This window comes from Xenorhabdus cabanillasii, assembly GCF_003386665.1.
GTDB lineage: Bacteria > Pseudomonadota > Gammaproteobacteria > Enterobacterales > Enterobacteriaceae > Xenorhabdus > Xenorhabdus cabanillasii.
In genome coordinates, this window is the sequence record NZ_QTUB01000001.1 from 2,160,724 (window position 1) to 2,176,293 (window position 15,570).

At 41.1% G+C, this 15,570-nt stretch carries 13 protein-coding genes and 1 pseudogene; 7 read left to right on the forward strand and 7 right to left on the reverse strand.

Annotated features, from left to right (window positions below):
• Positions 1-2: 2 nt before the first annotated feature.
• Entirely contained in the window at positions 3-206 is a 204-nt protein-coding gene (locus BDD26_RS10360; protein WP_244922711.1) for a hypothetical protein, read from the reverse strand.
• 344 nt (positions 207-550) lie between these two features.
• Here BDD26_RS10360 and galE point away from each other — a divergent pair, with 344 nt between their 5' ends.
• From galE to galK, 3 genes are all read left to right on the forward strand, one after another.
• On the forward strand, positions 551-1,570 hold the full coding sequence (gene galE / locus BDD26_RS10365; protein WP_115826490.1) for a UDP-glucose 4-epimerase GalE: 1,020 nt from the start codon (positions 551-553) through the stop codon (positions 1,568-1,570).
• Positions 1,571-1,680: 110 nt separating this feature from the next.
• On the forward strand, positions 1,681-2,742 hold the full coding sequence (locus BDD26_RS10370) for a UDP-glucose--hexose-1-phosphate uridylyltransferase (protein WP_115826491.1): 1,062 nt from the start codon (positions 1,681-1,683) through the stop codon (positions 2,740-2,742).
• A gap of 25 nt (positions 2,743-2,767) precedes the next feature.
• Positions 2,768-3,922 carry a galactokinase gene (gene galK / locus BDD26_RS10375; protein ID WP_115826492.1) on the forward strand — a complete coding sequence of 385 codons (1,155 nt, stop codon included), beginning with the start codon at positions 2,768-2,770 and terminating at the stop codon, positions 3,920-3,922.
• 239 nt (positions 3,923-4,161) lie between these two features.
• Here galK and BDD26_RS10380 read toward each other — a convergent pair whose 3' ends face one another.
• On the reverse strand, positions 4,162-4,611 hold the full coding sequence (locus BDD26_RS10380) for a hypothetical protein (protein WP_038265283.1): 450 nt from the start codon (positions 4,609-4,611) through the stop codon (positions 4,162-4,164).
• 65 nt (positions 4,612-4,676) lie between these two features.
• On the reverse strand, positions 4,677-5,597 hold the full coding sequence (locus BDD26_RS10385) for a lipase family protein (protein WP_115826493.1): 921 nt from the start codon (positions 5,595-5,597) through the stop codon (positions 4,677-4,679).
• A gap of 347 nt (positions 5,598-5,944) precedes the next feature.
• Here BDD26_RS10385 and BDD26_RS10390 point away from each other — a divergent pair, with 347 nt between their 5' ends.
• The 4 genes from BDD26_RS10390 to BDD26_RS10405 all read left to right on the forward strand — a co-directional run bounded on the left by BDD26_RS10390 (position 5,945) and on the right by BDD26_RS10405 (position 9,744).
• Positions 5,945-7,315: a pyridoxal-phosphate dependent enzyme gene (locus BDD26_RS10390; protein ID WP_115826494.1), complete on the forward strand. Its 1,371-nt coding sequence runs from the start codon at positions 5,945-5,947 to the stop codon at positions 7,313-7,315.
• A 20-nt stretch (positions 7,316-7,335) separates the two neighbouring features.
• Positions 7,336-8,490: a trans-sulfuration enzyme family protein gene (locus tag BDD26_RS10395; RefSeq protein WP_038269910.1), complete on the forward strand. Its 1,155-nt coding sequence runs from the start codon at positions 7,336-7,338 to the stop codon at positions 8,488-8,490.
• Between the two features lie 250 nt (positions 8,491-8,740).
• Complete coding sequence (gene def / locus BDD26_RS10400; RefSeq protein ID WP_038269913.1) at positions 8,741-9,247, forward strand: peptide deformylase; 507 nt, start codon at positions 8,741-8,743, stop codon at positions 9,245-9,247.
• 80 nt (positions 9,248-9,327) lie between these two features.
• Positions 9,328-9,744 carry a hypothetical protein gene (locus BDD26_RS10405; RefSeq protein WP_038269914.1) on the forward strand — a complete coding sequence of 139 codons (417 nt, stop codon included), beginning with the start codon at positions 9,328-9,330 and terminating at the stop codon, positions 9,742-9,744.
• Between the two features lie 405 nt (positions 9,745-10,149).
• Here the strand turns inward: BDD26_RS10405 and BDD26_RS19750 are convergent.
• From BDD26_RS19750 to leuA, 4 genes and pseudogenes are all read right to left on the reverse strand, one after another.
• Positions 10,150-10,517: pseudogene (locus BDD26_RS19750) on the reverse strand (ornithine decarboxylase); the annotation flags it as partial.
• Positions 10,518-10,998: 481 nt separating this feature from the next.
• A complete protein-coding gene (mutH, locus tag BDD26_RS10420; protein WP_115826496.1) occupies positions 10,999-11,688 on the reverse strand; it encodes a DNA mismatch repair endonuclease MutH in 690 nt (229 codons plus the stop codon).
• A gap of 884 nt (positions 11,689-12,572) precedes the next feature.
• Positions 12,573-13,694, reverse strand: coding sequence for a 3-isopropylmalate dehydrogenase (leuB, locus tag BDD26_RS10425; RefSeq protein ID WP_038269921.1), 1,122 nt, complete (start codon positions 13,692-13,694; stop codon positions 12,573-12,575).
• Positions 13,695-13,696: 2 nt separating this feature from the next.
• Entirely contained in the window at positions 13,697-15,313 is a 1,617-nt protein-coding gene (leuA, locus tag BDD26_RS10430) for a 2-isopropylmalate synthase (protein ID WP_038269924.1), read from the reverse strand.
• Positions 15,314-15,570 lie beyond the last annotated feature (257 nt).

Here is a 15,570-nt window from a genome sequence, read left to right on the forward strand (position 1 = left end):
GACTATTTAATACATAACCCGTTTTTTTCTTTAGGCGCTGCTTTCAGTAAATCCTTATTAATCAACTGACTTATCGCAGTGTAAATATCAGCGACATGAGTTCCTATCACAATCTGAAATTGTCCACTATTGATAACCACAGTAATAACGCCGGGTAATTTTTTAATTTTATTGGCGGCATTTTTGGGAATATCTTTTAAAATCAACCTCAACCTAGTTGCACAGCGAGAAAAATTATGAGGTTATTTTGACCACCGACCTCCCTGAGAATATCATTCGCTAATTTTGAGTAATCCCGAATTTTTGTCATGCTCTTACTTTGAGATATCTCTGAAATCGATTTCAAAACAGTATTATTGTGAGTAAAAGAACGTGCAATCGGTTTCATTACTATTTGCGAAGTAAGTCCACAAAATACCTGGCTCAAAAAATGGAATATGGTTAATCTGCCGTAGTTTGCAAAATTGGCCTTTTACCGAATATTAAAAGGCGATGCTATCATGTTGATGATATAGCTATTTTATTCAGTGCAATAGAAAAAGAGGTAAATGTGGAAATATTAGTGACAGGTGGAATGGGGTATATTGGCAGCCATACCTGTGTCCAGATGATTGAAGCGGGAATGACTCCGGTTATTATCGATAATCTGTGTAATTCTAATTGTGAGGTTTTGAACCGTATTGAAGCACTGACCGGTATCAGGCCGCTGTTTTACGAAGGTGATATTCGTGATGAAGCATTCCTGGATTCTGTTTTCTCCCGTCACTCCATTGAGTCAGTTATCCATTTTGCTGGCTTGAAAGCAGTTGGGGAATCAGTCGCAAAACCCCTTGAATATTATGATAATAATGTTAATGGGACTTTGGTCTTAGTGCGTAGCATGCACAAAGCAGGTGTGAAAAGCATCATTTTCAGCTCATCGGCAACTGTATATGGCGATCCTGCGATTGTGCCCATCACCGAGCAATCTGCGGTGGGTAATACCACAAATCCTTATGGTACAAGTAAATATATGGTGGAACGTTGCCTGTCTGATTTCCATCATGCGGAAAATGACTGGTCAGTGGTATTACTGCGCTATTTCAACCCGGTCGGGGCACACCCTTCTGGTACGATGGGGGAAGATCCGCAAGGCATTCCTAACAACTTGATGCCGTATATTGCTCAAGTGGCGGTAGGGCGTCGTGAAAAGTTGTCTGTTTATGGTAATGACTATCCTACACCGGATGGAACAGGCGTCCGTGATTATATCCATGTCATTGACTTAGCTGATGGACATATAGCGGCACTGAATGCAGTTGGCAGGAAATCAGGTTTGCATATCTACAACCTGGGAACAGGCAAAGGAACGAGTGTATTGGAAATGGTGGAAGCATTCGGTCAGGCATGTAGTAAGTCTGTTCCTTATGAAATTTGCTCACGTCGTCCGGGCGATATTGCTGAATGCTGGTCAAGCCCGGAGAAAGCTGAACGTGAACTGGGCTGGAAAGCAAGTCGTACCATTGTAGAAATGACCAATGATGCGTGGCGTTGGCAGTCACAGAATCCCAATGGTTATAAAGCCGGATAACACGTCTGATTAGCATCAAGTACAGCGGGCATAAAGGCATTTATGCCCATTGATTCATGTAATACAGGGATTGATACATGCTTGAGTGAGAAACAAAGAGCGTTCTGGTTATGTCAAAAATGCAATTTAATCCGGTTGATTACCCACATAGACGATATAACCCTTTAACCGGGCAATGGATCATTGTTTCACCACACCGACTCAAACGACCGTGGGTTGGAATAGATGAGCCGTTGCAACATTCCGCACGACCAAGCTACGATAAGCACTGTTCTTTGTGCCCGAATAACACTCGCGCTTCAGGGGATATCAACCCAGACTATCAAGATACCTACGTATTTCAGAATGATTATTCTGCCTTATTGCCGGAAATTTCCGCCATGACTCCGACTGGTAATCCGTTATTTATAAGTGAACCAGTAAGTGGAGTATGTCGTGTTATCTGTTTTTCACCAGACCATAGCAAAACATTACCTGAACTTCCTCTGGCGAATATCCGCCGTATTATTGATGTATGGGATCACCAAATTGAAGAACTTGGGCAGCGCTATATATGGGTTCAGGTATTTGAGAATAAAGGGGAAATGATGGGATGTTCTCAGCCTCATCCTCATGGACAAATCTGGGCCAGTGATTTTCTGCCGAATGAGTTGGTACGTAAGGATGAATTGCTGAGGCAATATTATTATCAACATGGTTCTAATTTATTGCTGGATTACGTTGAGGCTGAACAGAAAAACGGTTTACGTACTGTAGTGAATACAGAACACTGGCTTGCTGTTGTACCTTATTGGGCGGTGTGGCCGTTTGAAACTATGCTGTTGCCGAAAAGCCATATCAGGCGTATGAGTGAACTAACGATAGCACAGCGTGATGATTTGGCGATAGCTATGAAAAAACTGACCAGTCGATACGACAATCTTTTCCAGTGTTCTTTTCCTTATTCTATGGGTTGGCATTTTGCTCCTTTTTTTATTGATAAACAAACCGATATTGAGCACTGGCAGTTACATGCTTTGTTTTATCCACCATTATTGCGTTCAGCGACTGTCCGCAAGTTTTTGGTGGGTTACGAAATGCTGGCTGAAATTCAGCGTGATCTGACACCGGAAGAAGCGGCTCAACGGCTGCGGGAGGTCAGTGATATTCACTTCAAAAACTGTAGTGCCTGATAACATATTGATGGAGAACATGGTGATGAAGACATTAATTCAAAATGTAACTGAATCTTTTAATGCAATTTTTCACTCTTCTCCGACTCACTTTTTTCAGGCACCCGGACGGGTGAATTTAATTGGCGAACATACAGATTATAACGATGGGTTTGTTTTACCCTGTGCGATTAATTACCAGACAGTAGTGGCCGCGGCCAAGCGAGATGATACGCTGATCAGGGTGATTGCTGTTGATTATCACAACGCTCGTGACGAATTTGATCTTTCTCAGCCGATCCTCTTTCAGCCAGATAAAATGTGGGCAAATTATATCCGTGGTGTAGTAATGTATCTGGCTCAAAGGGGGTTTTCGTTTGGTGGAATGGATATCGCAGTGAGTGGCAATATTCCACAAGGTGCTGGTTTAAGCTCATCGGCATCACTGGAAGTTGTGATCGGGCTGACCATCAAATCGCTTTATCAGCTTGACATCAGTCAGAAAATAATCGCAGTCATTGGACAACAGGCAGAAAACCAATTTGTAGGTTGCAAATCCGGCATTATGGATCAGTTAATTTCAGCTTGTGGAGAAGAGGGGCAAGCTCTGCTGATAGATTGCCGATCACTGGAAACACAGGTTGTTCCGATGCCGGAAAATAGGGTTGTCATGATTATCAATTCCAATCGACAGCGTGGTCTTGTAGACAGCGAATACAATACGCGTCGTCAGCAGTGTGAAGAGGCCGCTAGCATATTGGGCGTTAAAGCACTGCGTGACGTATCTATTGATGATTTCAATGTGAAACAGAAACAACTTGATGCTCTGCTCACCAAACGTGCCCGTCATGTAATTACTGAAAATGTACGAACTCTGGCTGCTGTTGATGCTTTAAGGATGGGAGATCTGTCCCGTCTTAGCCAGCTTATGGCTGAATCCCATATCTCCATGCGTAATGATTTTGAAATCACTGTTCATGAAATAGATATGCTGGTGGAGATTGTAAAAAATGTGATCGGAGAGCGGGGTGGGGTCCGTATGACCGGAGGGGGTTTTGGTGGTTGTGTGGTGGCACTGGTTGCCCCTGATTTGGTGGAAAAGGTGAGAAAGGTCATTGAAAGTGAATACAACATGCAAACTGGCCTGAAAGCCACTACTTATATTTGTCAGGCGAGCAAAGGAGCGAGCCAGCTTATTTGATTCGAACAAAGAAGTCAGTAATTAGCGAAAACCGCTGTAGGCCCTCAACAGAGCGAGAGACAGTTACAACAGAGTTCTGTTTTGCTGTTTTGGTATATCCTCAATAGATCCCAGGTTGGGATCTTATCAGCAAAGTAATATTGTTAATAAAGCAACAACGTGAAATCTATTGGGATAGATAAAACTCTTTTCAAGATCAAACCAGGTCTGCTGTATTGTGTCTCCTGCATTTTGCTCATTTATGAGTAACTTTTCCCCCGCGCCAACTGGCATGCTTTACGTTCATTTGGTTCACGATCTTTGATGATGTTGGCTGTTTCATCCACAGCGGGAAGAGAAAACCCCATGTCATCATAAGCCACAAAACCCATTAAATGATAACTACTGGGCGGGATATCCACGGGAATGCGAAATTCCTTTTTTTCCTCAGGAGCCAGGGAATCAAATGAGTACACGATCAGGGATTGTGGTTCACACTTAATATTAAGAGGCAAAATCGCCAGATAACCACCAGCTACAGGCTGATCGCCTTTATTTTGCAGTGTTCCTCCCACAAAGAATTTTCCATTAGCTCCCAGTCCCATGTGGAATAACAAATGAGCTTCCCCTTGTGCCCATAAGGTCGGGCTGAACAGACAACTTGCCAGTAATATCAGCATCGTTCTGTATGTATAGCCACGCCATCTCATTTTTCTTCTCCTGTTTATTTAATTTTTTATGTCAGTCAGTTGGCTATTGTTGTTTCACTGAATGATTATGTTAGTGATATGCAAGACGATAACATTTTATGCTTTTCTGAGTCCGGGGTTTTAGATTCTAAGATCAGGTGTTTGAATTGATTTGGATCCAATATTGCAATGTAACTGGCTAAATAATGGTTGCATCCCAGGCTGTCAGTTATGTTCAGTCCGTCTGGTGGCTTAAGTAAGGTCACTTTTGACAGGGGTTCATATTCCAGTATGAGTGGAACATGCAGGGGAAGATGGGGAACCAGATCTTTTTTATAGTTGAAGACTTCATAATTGGAGAAATGAGTGTCGATATAGGTAACAAACTCATGATTTCCTGGTTTTGGGCTGGCAAACAAACAGGCTTTATGTTTATCACCAAGCAACGGGATATCTCTCATAAGATAAGCAGCAATGGTAGCACCAAGGCTATGACCAAGTATGGTATATGGCGTGTTGATTCCTATGAATTGTGCGATTGCGTTGGAGAATCTGAGATCTCGGAGATCACTTTTATACTCAGGATCAACAATAGTAAGTTTCAATGAGTTATAAATACTATAGAACCCCATACTGACTTTTTGTTCCGGGGTATCTGCCCATGGTGAGGTGAAAACAGGAACAAGGTCATGGAGAGCTTCAAACAGGTTTGAAATATCCGTCCCGCGAATAACAATAACATACTCTTTTGGCGTTTTTTTATTTTCTGCGATATATCCATAACAGACACTCACAGGCAGCATAATTAAAAATTGCTGATTAGTTTTTGGATTTACAGAGAAAGACAGGTCATTACCACTAATATAACCGACAAGTTTCCAGCCATCTTCTTCTATACGCGGATCAGGAGGGGGAGTCGGATTATTGTAATATTGTATATTCATATCTGCTGCGTACAGTATTAATGATGCCAATTGAGCTTCTTTAGATAACGTTATGTTATACATAATCTATTTCCTCTTTATTATTGTTGGCTGTGTGTATCATGAACATCTCTGGCTCGAATATCTTGCAGAATAAAAAATATAAAAGGGATAATTTAAGCGTATATCATTCTGCCAGAATTTCTGGGAATTTGATCCCACTATGTTTTTGGCCAGTGACTAATCAGTAAACTTGTTGAATGAAGGGAACTCTCGGGAAAATGTTTTCTATTTATCAATATAGAATTAATTAATTACATTTTGTTATATGTAGTTTTGATTTGTTCTTTTAAATCTGCCGCAATGCAGCGTTATCCTTTATTAACCTATAAGTATTATTTTTAAATATTACTGAATATTAAGAGGCTAATATGTCAGCACCACGTTCGGTTCTGGAACTGATTGGAAATACACCGTTACTGGAACTGACCCATCTGGACACTGGCCCATGTCAGTTATTTATTAAGTTAGAAAACCAAAATCCAGGTGGTTCGATTAAAGACAGAGTTGCACTCTCAATGATTGAGCAGGCGGAAAAGCAGGGTTTGCTGAAGCCTGGTGGCACTATCATTGAAGCTACAGCGGGTAATACCGGTATCGGGTTGGCGCTGGTTGCTGCTATGAAAGGCTATAAGTTGATCCTGGTTGTGCCGGATAAGATGAGCAGAGAGAAAATATATCATCTGAGAGCACTAGGAACGGATGTTCGTTTGACACGTTCTGATGTATGTAAAGGGCACCCGGAATACTATCAGGACTATGCATTACGTTTGTCAAAGGAAATCAGCGGAGCCTATTATATCGATCAATTCAATAACCTTTCGAATTCGCTTGCCCATACGACAACGACTGGCCCTGAAATATGGCAGCAAATGGAACATAACGTGGATGCGGTGGTTGTTGGAGTTGGCTCTGGTGGGACACTGGGCGGCTTAAGCCAATACTTTAAGGAAGTTTCTCCTAATACTGAATTTGTTCTTGCTGATCCCAAAGGCTCTGTTCTTGCTGATTACGTTGAATATGGTCACTATGATGAAGCAGGAAGTTGGTTTGTTGAAGGTATTGGGGAGGATTTTATCCCTCCGCTTGGGGATTTCTCCCAAATTTGTCATGCCTATCGGATAATGGACGCAGAAGCATTTTCTTGCGCAAGAGAGCTATTGTTAAAGGAAGGCATTCTGGCTGGCTCTTCTTCAGGTACGTTATTGGCTGCTGCTTTACGCTATTGCCGTGCGCAGAAGACACCAAAACGGGTGGTTACTTTAGCTTGTGACAGTGGCAATAAATATTTGTCCAAGATGTTCAATGACTACTGGTTATTAGAGCAGGGATTGCGTTCACAGCAGAAAGAAAATGATTTAAGCGATTATGTAACGTACCGTTACCGGGATGGTGCGACGGTTTTTGTTTCTCCACAGGATACCCTGCAAATTGCTCATGGGAGAATGCGGTTGTATGACATTTCACAACTCCCTGTGCTCGATAATGGGCAGGTTGTCGGCATCATAGATGAGTGGGATTTGATGCATGCTATTCAGGCTGATTCCCGTAATTTCTCTTTGCCTGTCAGTCAGGCAATGACCAGTCAGGTTAATACTCTTCATAAAAAAGCGCCATTGGAACAGTTGGTCGCGACTTTCGATGCGGGCCATGTGGCTTTGATTGTTGATGATGGTAATCATTTCATCGGCCTTGTTACCCGTACAGATGTGCTGAACGCATGGCGTCAACAACTCAATTAATCTCTTTCAGGAATAATTTAATGACTAAATTTGATACTAAAAGCGTTCATGCTGGTTATATCCCTGACCATACTGGTGCTGTCATGCCTGCAATTTATGCAACATCCACTTATGCACAACCAGCACCGGGTCAGCATACAGGATATGAGTATTCCCGCAGTGGTAATCCTACACGTGATGCTTTAGAGCGTGCAATTGCTGAACTGGAAAATGGTAGCCGGGGCTATGCTTTTGGCTCTGGTCTGGCGGCCAGTTCGACTATTCTGGAGTTGCTGGATAAAGACAGTCACATTGTTGCAGTGGATGATCTGTATGGCGGAACCTATCGTCTGCTGGAAAAAGTACGTCGCCGGACGGCGGGTTTGCGCGTCACCTATGTTGAAGCGGGAAATATTGAGGCACTGGAAACGGCCATTCAACCAGATACTCAAATGATTTGGGTTGAAACACCCACAAATCCACTCCTCAAACTGGCTGATTTAGCGGCAGTTGCCCGGATAGCTCAACGCCATAAGATTATCAGTGTTGCGGACAATACATTCGCTTCGCCTTATATCCAGCGTCCGCTCGATTTAGGGTTTGATATTGTTGTTCACTCTGCGACTAAGTACCTGAACGGCCATTCGGATGTTATCGCAGGGCTTGCGGTGGTAGGTAATAATTCTGAACTGGCAGAGCAGGTTGCTTTTCTGCAAAACTCGATTGGCGGAATTCTTGATCCTTTCAGTAGCTTCCTTGTTCTGCGTGGAATACGGACATTGGCACTGCGTATGGAGCGACATATCAGCAACGCAGAGAAGATTGCTCATTGGTTAGAGCAACAACCACAAGTAGAAAAAGTTTTTTATCCCGGTCTTACCTCCCATCCTCAGCATGAACTGGCAAAACGTCAGATGAAAGGGTTTGGTGGCATGATTTCTATCGTGCTGAAAGGTGATGATGACTATACGAATAGGGTGATTAAAGCTCTGAAATTATTTACGTTGGCAGAAAGTCTGGGAGGTGTAGAAAGTCTGATTGGTCAGCCATTTACGATGACCCATGCTTCAATTCCGCTGGAAAAACGTCTGGCGGCAGGTATTACACCACAATTAATCCGTATCTCAGTGGGTATCGAAAATATAGATGATTTGATTGCTGACTTATCACAAGCACTGGAAACAGCAAATCGGTAGAAAAAATATAATGTAAATAAAAAGTCGTATGCTGACCGGGTTTCTCGGTTGGCATTTTTTATCACTATAATTTACCGATTTTGATTAAAATTTCCTGTATCCTCTATCTTGAAATCCATTGGGTATATAGTGTGCTGGCCTTTTAGTGGTAAAGTATTTTCAATCCATCCAGGATGGGAAGAAATGCTACTTTTTCTGAAATCAGACGTAAGAAGCGTTTTAGCCGCCTTGTGAACAAAGGAGAATGGTTATGGCTGTTTTAGATATACTCACAATTCCTGATGAAAGATTGAAGCAGAAATGCGTTGACGTCACTTATGTAGAGAATGTTCAAACTCTGATTGATGATATGTTGGAAACAATGTATGACACGGATAATGGCATTGGGTTGGCAGCGCCTCAGGTGGGCAGAAAAGAGGCTGTATTAGTCATTGATATTTCGCCAGAACGCAATCATCCTCTGGTTTTAATCAACCCTAAAATTGTTGAAAAAGAGCGTCGGGTCGTAAATCAAGAAGGATGCTTATCTATTCCCGGGTATTACGCAGACGTAGAGCGATTTGAAAAAGTAAAAGTGGAAGCTCTGGACAGGCATGGTAAAGCTATTACAGTGGAAAGTGAGGATTTTTTGTCTATCGTTATGCAACATGAAATTGACCATCTGCATGGTATTATCTTTATCGATTATCTATCGCCATTAAAAAGACAAATGGCGCTGAAAAAAGTGAAAAAGTATTTGAACAATAAAGCAAATTAGCTGGTTATTGCATATAAACAGTATATTTAATTTCAGAAAAATACTATTGAATATTGAAATTTATATATTGGTATTGCGAGATGAATAAGGGTGTTATTGTGATTGAGACAAGTGATATTGTTTTTTATCGGCAATCTAATTTTACGATCAGTCTGAGTTTGATCGATACCACAGATGCCAGAAGCGGTACATATGTGATGATAATTGACGCGGAAGGTATTAATCATTTTAAGGTTCCCTCATCTAAGGCTGGAAATGACATCCGGTATGTTCACATTCCCTCAACCGCCAGTAGTAATCGAATCATCTGCTCTGTGTATATTCAGGATAGGGAAAATGGCAGTTATCCATTGGTTGGGACTATTTGTGTTCACTATCATCCATCTTCTGGGCATATTGAGATTACTGAAATTAAGATATCTCCCAACTCTCTATTGAGGTTAGAGGTTGATAGAATAGATAACACCAGATTTAATTTCTTACTGAGAAAAAAATAATAAATTATGATTACCTATTGAAAATAAGTAAGGTGGTCATAGGCAGGCCACCAAAGGAAATTGTGTTATTTAATAATAAAAACTTATAAATAAATTTTTAATTAAATATTTTAATGATTTTTAATCTTGAAATTATATATCGTTTAAATAAGGAATTCCTGATTATATTTTTTATGACTTGATTTTTCAGGTCTGATTTGGAAATAGCATGCTAAAATTATAGATCTCTTTCTTACTCCTCGCAGCGTGAGGAATGAGGAGTCTTAAAAAACAAAAAATGAAATAGTCATTCGAATATGCATTCATATTACATACAACCATACATACAATTTACACCGTCACGTCAGTCATATAGTTATTGATGCTCCAGGGGCGTTTCTTTGTCGTCACGCAGCCCCCTTAGTGCAGAAAGTATGCCAGTACAGTCGCAGGTACACCGAATTGGGTGTATTCTCCGGCACTGATATCAATTCCCGGAGTTGTGAGCAGCAGTTTACAGGGATCAACAAAATATTGATGTTCGTCATAACCTTCAAATGAGTGCCACTTTCTCCTTCATGCATTTTAGCGTTGACGTCAAGGGCAGCAAAGAGAGGGTAGAATGGACTGGTTGAAGCATTAGATGTAAAAGAATGGTTAAAGCGTTTATGGTTTACATAGCGAGTCTGCCCTTTGATATGTCGATCTTTTTTATGAATCTGTCAGGCTTGAGAAAAACCGGCCTGCTGTTTGTGGACAGATTGTGTGACCAAAATACCGGGATCAGTAAAATTGGTGGCATTAATATTAATGGTTTCTCTTTCACTATTAAAAAGAGTGCATACATTATTACTGCATGCAATATTAAGTTTTTTCATCATTTCGATCTACTTATATTAAATAAAAATCAACCCGAACTTATGGGAGAGTGATAATAGATGTGATTATTAACTGTTTTATGCTCGTGCTTTTTTAAGTTGTATTTTTGTTAGCTGTATGATGCTACGTGACTACATGTATGTAGTCAAATATAGGGATACCATAGGGAAAATCATTGATGTTTTGTTGCACCCTACAGTTTATTACGTGATAGGTTAGGGAGTAAATCATGAGAGATAAAATTTAAATTTTAATGAGTAAAAATAAGGGGTGAAAAATAATGACTGATACAAATGAGATTACTATGCCACAATAAAAAATAAAGCGGCGCTCTGATAAAATTATCAGACTGTTTTTATCAATATAACTTGTTTTATATTATATAAGTTCAGTGAATTAACCAGATCCTACGAAAAAATGACGGGCCAATAAGGGGGCTGTAAAACTTTTCTTTAAATAGAAACCGCGGGGAAGTGTCATAATTGGTTGACCATATTCACCAATAGCCTCTGTTAATGCCCGGCTATTTGCCGCCTTCGGGCGTAATTGGAGTACTTCACCGTGACGGGCGGTAATATTCTCAACTTTACCTAAGACGATTAAGTCCATTAATTCTTCCCAATCACATCTTAGTAGTTCTTCTTCAACCGGATTTGGGCTCCAGAGGAGTGGAGAACCAATACGACGTTCGGAAAGGGGAATTTCTCTTTCTCCTTCAACAGGCACCCATAGAACACGTGACAGTTTGCGTCTGACATGGCAATTTTCCCATGTGATACCACTGTTACCGGTTAAAGGCGCGACACAGACAAAGGTTGTTTCCAGAGGTATACCTTTTCTGTCCACCGGGATCGTTTTCAATTCAACGCCGATATGTTCGAAATCCTGCTCAGCTTTACTGCCTGCATTTGCGCCCAGATAGTATTCAAGCAACATGCCTACCCAACCTTTATCACGTTTCAAATTAGGTGGTATAGGAAGATTGGCCTGTGCGGCCAGCTCTCCCATGGTTAAACCTGCCAGAGATTGAGCACGTTCGAGTAATTGTTGTTCGTTTTCTGGTGGTGCCGGCGGTATGAATTGCATGTTTATAAGATATATTTAATGGTGTTCAAAAAATGAACACGGAGTTGTGGGAGTTCATTATAAGTTTATTAGTACACTGATTGACTTGATAATAGCATGATATAAAAGATTTTTTCACATATGTTCTCAGTATTAAAAATAGACTTATTATGATTGTTCACCTATTCCCAATGATAATAAACAGGATCTTACACCATGTTATCCACAGATTTATGGGATAAGTAGTAAAAAGTGGGATTACTGGTTTGATTTACAGCCTTATCAAAGGTGGTTTTCTACAAAAATAAGCAATTTTTGTTTAACTAAAAGGCATATCCTGTGGATAAATTCACCATTGATTGATATTTGCTCAGTGAGAGGAAGATGAAAAATTGTGATGCATCGCACAGGTTGTGAAAAAGGGAAGTATAAACATTAACGTAATGAAAAATAATAGGTATTTATTTAATCTTATAAGACATTGCAAAATGTGAAAGAAAATTATACCTGTCTTACCCCTGACTTTTTCACATACATATCCACAGAAAAAGTGAATAAAATTATCATTGTCAGACTATAATTGTTTATAACTTTGGCTTTTTCTGTGAATTATCCTTCCTGAGGTGTAAGCCATGCAGATTTAAAGTCACTTATACCCTTCGCCTTTCAAGTTGCTTCTTTGTTGGCTGTGCTTACTCACCCCGGTCACATAGTTATCTATGCTCCCGGGAAGTTCCCTTGCTGCCGCGTGCAATTTGAAATCTATTGGGTATATAAGTGGAAAATTCACTTATTGACTCCCGATTTTTTTGAGTAATGGTATCTTACCAGCCAGTAAGGTGACTTACTGGCTTTTTTCAATGTTAGCCCTTCTTCATTTAAATTTAGCGCTTAACTTTTAGCACTTAACTTTCTTCGGCAATATATCGGGCGATAATATCTCCCATTTTATCAGTGCTCACTGCTTTATCATTACCTGCTAAATCAGCCGTTCGATAACCCTGTTCCAGTGTGTCATTGATAGCGTTTTCAATAGTATCTGCAATATCATCACGTCCAAGACTATAACGCAGCAACAGTGCTGTGGATAAAATCTGGGCGATTGGGTTAGCGATATTTTTGCCAGCGATATCAGGGGCAGAGCCGCCGGCAGGTTCATATAAGCCAAATCCTTTTTCATTCAGGCTGGCAGAAGGCAGCATACCCATTGAACCGGTGATCATGGCACATTCATCGGATAAAATGTCACCAAAAATATTAGAGCACAACAGAACATCAAATTGAGAAGGATCTTTGATCAACTGCATGGTGGCGTTGTCGATATACATGTGATTGATCTTAACGTCAGGATATTCCTTCGCAATCTCACTAACGACTTCACGCCATAAGACAGAGCTTTGCAAAACATTCGCTTTATCAATTGAAGTGACTTTATGCTGACGTTTGCGAGCGGATTCGAAAGCAATACGGGCAATCCGTTCTATTTCAAAGCGATGGTAGATTTCAGTATCAAAAGCCCGTTCGTATTTTCCTTCTCCTTCCCGTCCTTTGGGTTGACCAAAATAGATCCCGCCAGTCAACTCACGCACGCATAGAATGTCGAAACCTTTTTCCGCAATATCATGACGAAGCGGACAAAAAGATTCTAAGCCAGCATATAAACGCGCAGGTCGCAGATTGCTGAATAGTCTGAAATGTTTGCGTAATGGTAGCAATGCGCCCCGTTCTGGCTGACTGGCTGGTGGTAAATGTTCCCACTTGGGGCCACCAACGGAGCCAAACAGGATAGCATCTGCTTTTTCACAACCAACGATTGTTGCTTCAGGTAAAGGGCTACCATGCCGGTCAATGGCAATTCCCCCAATGTCGTATTCGCTGGTTGTGATACGGATATTAAAACGATGACGGATAGCATCCAACACCTTGTAGGCTTGTGTCATGACTTCAGGGCCAATGCCATCACCGGGTAATACTGCAATATGATGGTGAGTTGATGTTTGTTTGTTTGCAATAGAGTGGATTGACATCGTTATTCCGCTTCCTTTGTAACGTTCTGAGACATATTTTTCTGGGAAATATTCTGGTTAATGTTTTTAGAAAGAAAGTGTTGTATACGTTGCTTTTCTTTTTTAACCTGTTCTGCCTGCCAAATATTGTTCAAGGCGTGGATCATCGCCTTAGCAGATGACTCAATGATATCCGTCTCCAAACCCATACCATGAAAACGGCGGCCAAAGCATTCCACAATAATATTGACCTGTCCGAGAGCATCCTCACCATGACCTTTGCTGGATAATTGATAGGAGATCAATTTCAGTGGATAACCCGTAATGCGATTAATAGCATGATAGATAGCATCGACAGTCCCATTTCCGGTCGCAGCTTCAGATTTAATTTCATCACCACAAGCCAGACGTACAGTTGCTGTTGGGACAATATTGGTGCCGGATTGGATGCTAAAATAATTCAGTCGATAGTATTCATTTTCCTGATGTTGTTGGTTAATGAATACCAATGCTTCCAGATCGTAATCAAATACCTGACCTTTTTTGTCTGCCAGCCGCAGGAAGGCTTGGTACAGTGCATCCAGATCATAATCTTGTTCCTGATAGCCCATTTCAGTCATGCGATGTTTTACGGCAGAGCGGCCAGAGCGGGAAGTCAGATTCAGTTGGGTATCTTTCAGGCCGATGGAATCCGGCGTCATGATTTCGTAAGTTTCACGGTTTTTCAGCACACCATCCTGATGAATACCTGACGAATGGGCAAAAGCATTACTGCCTACAACTGCTTTATTAGCTGGAATCGGGGTATTGCAGATTTGGCTGACTAATTGGCTGGTACGATAAATTTCTTTGTGATTAATGTTGGTATGCACTCCCAACATCTGTTGGCGGGTTTTGATTGCCATGATCACTTCTTCCAGTGAACAGTTTCCGGCGCGCTCGCCTAAGCCATTAATTGTTCCTTCAATCTGCCTGGCTCCGGCCTGAACTGCGGTAATGGAATTGGCTACTGACATGCCTAAATCATCATGGCAATGAACAGAAATAATGGCTTGATCAATATTAGGCACCCGATCAAATAAAGTTTTGATAATACCGCCAAATTGGTAGGGTGTTGTATAACCGACTGTATCAGGAATATTGATCGTTGTTGCTCCTGCTTTGATAGCCTGTTCTACGATATGACATAAGTTATCGATATTGGAACGGCCGGCATCTTCACAGGAAAACTCGACATCATCGGTATAATTGCGTGCTCGTTTGATAGAGCGAACTGCCATTTCGATAACATCGTCAAACCCTTTTCTTAATTTATGTTCGACATGCAGGCTGGAGGTAGCTAAAAACACATGCAGCCGAAAGGCTTCTGCAACTCTCAAAGCTTCAGCTGCAATGTCAATATCATTATCAACACAGCGGGACAATGCACAGATGCGGCTGTTTTTAATCTCACGGGCAATAGTCTGAACTGATTCAAAATCCCCTGGAGAAGAAACCGGGAAGCCGGCTTCAATGATATCAACACCCAGTCTTTCCAATGCATAAGCGATTTGCAGTTTTTCTTTCACACTTAAACTGGCCTGTAACGCCTGTTCCCCGTCACGCAGAGTTGTATCGAAAATAATGACTTGCTGGCTCATGTTGTGCTCCTGTCAATTGTCTGTCATGTTGAGTTTTAGAGCGCCGAGCCGGTATAAAAAAACCCGCGTACGGCGCGGGTTTTTTTATCTCTGGTAAAGGTTAACTTAGAATTCAGTCTACCAGTATACCGCGCACACTAAAGGCGATTAGTAGTAGGCTTAGTAGACGGAAATTGTGGATCATGTAAGTCAACCTTTGAAAATCTGTTAAACGAGTATTATCGGTTCGATATATTTATTGATACGTTATCTGCAAA

Coding starts and splice junctions, on each gene's coding strand:
- BDD26_RS10370 (WP_115826491.1), top strand. CDS start 1,681: ATGTCAAAAATGCAATTTAATCCGGTTGATTACCCACATAGACGATAT.
- galK (WP_115826492.1), top strand. CDS start 2,768: ATGAAGACATTAATTCAAAATGTAACTGAATCTTTTAATGCAATTTTT.
- BDD26_RS10380 (WP_038265283.1), bottom strand. CDS start 4,611: ATGAGATGGCGTGGCTATACATACAGAACGATGCTGATATTACTGGCA.
- BDD26_RS10385 (WP_115826493.1), bottom strand. CDS start 5,597: ATGTATAACATAACGTTATCTAAAGAAGCTCAATTGGCATCATTAATA.
- BDD26_RS10390 (WP_115826494.1), top strand. CDS start 5,945: ATGTCAGCACCACGTTCGGTTCTGGAACTGATTGGAAATACACCGTTA.
- BDD26_RS10395 (WP_038269910.1), top strand. CDS start 7,336: ATGACTAAATTTGATACTAAAAGCGTTCATGCTGGTTATATCCCTGAC.
- def (WP_038269913.1), top strand. CDS start 8,741: ATGGCTGTTTTAGATATACTCACAATTCCTGATGAAAGATTGAAGCAG.
- BDD26_RS10405 (WP_038269914.1), top strand. CDS start 9,328: ATGAATAAGGGTGTTATTGTGATTGAGACAAGTGATATTGTTTTTTAT.
- mutH (WP_115826496.1), bottom strand. CDS start 11,688: ATGCAATTCATACCGCCGGCACCACCAGAAAACGAACAACAATTACTC.
- leuB (WP_038269921.1), bottom strand. CDS start 13,694: ATGTCAATCCACTCTATTGCAAACAAACAAACATCAACTCACCATCAT.
- leuA (WP_038269924.1), bottom strand. CDS start 15,313: ATGAGCCAGCAAGTCATTATTTTCGATACAACTCTGCGTGACGGGGAA.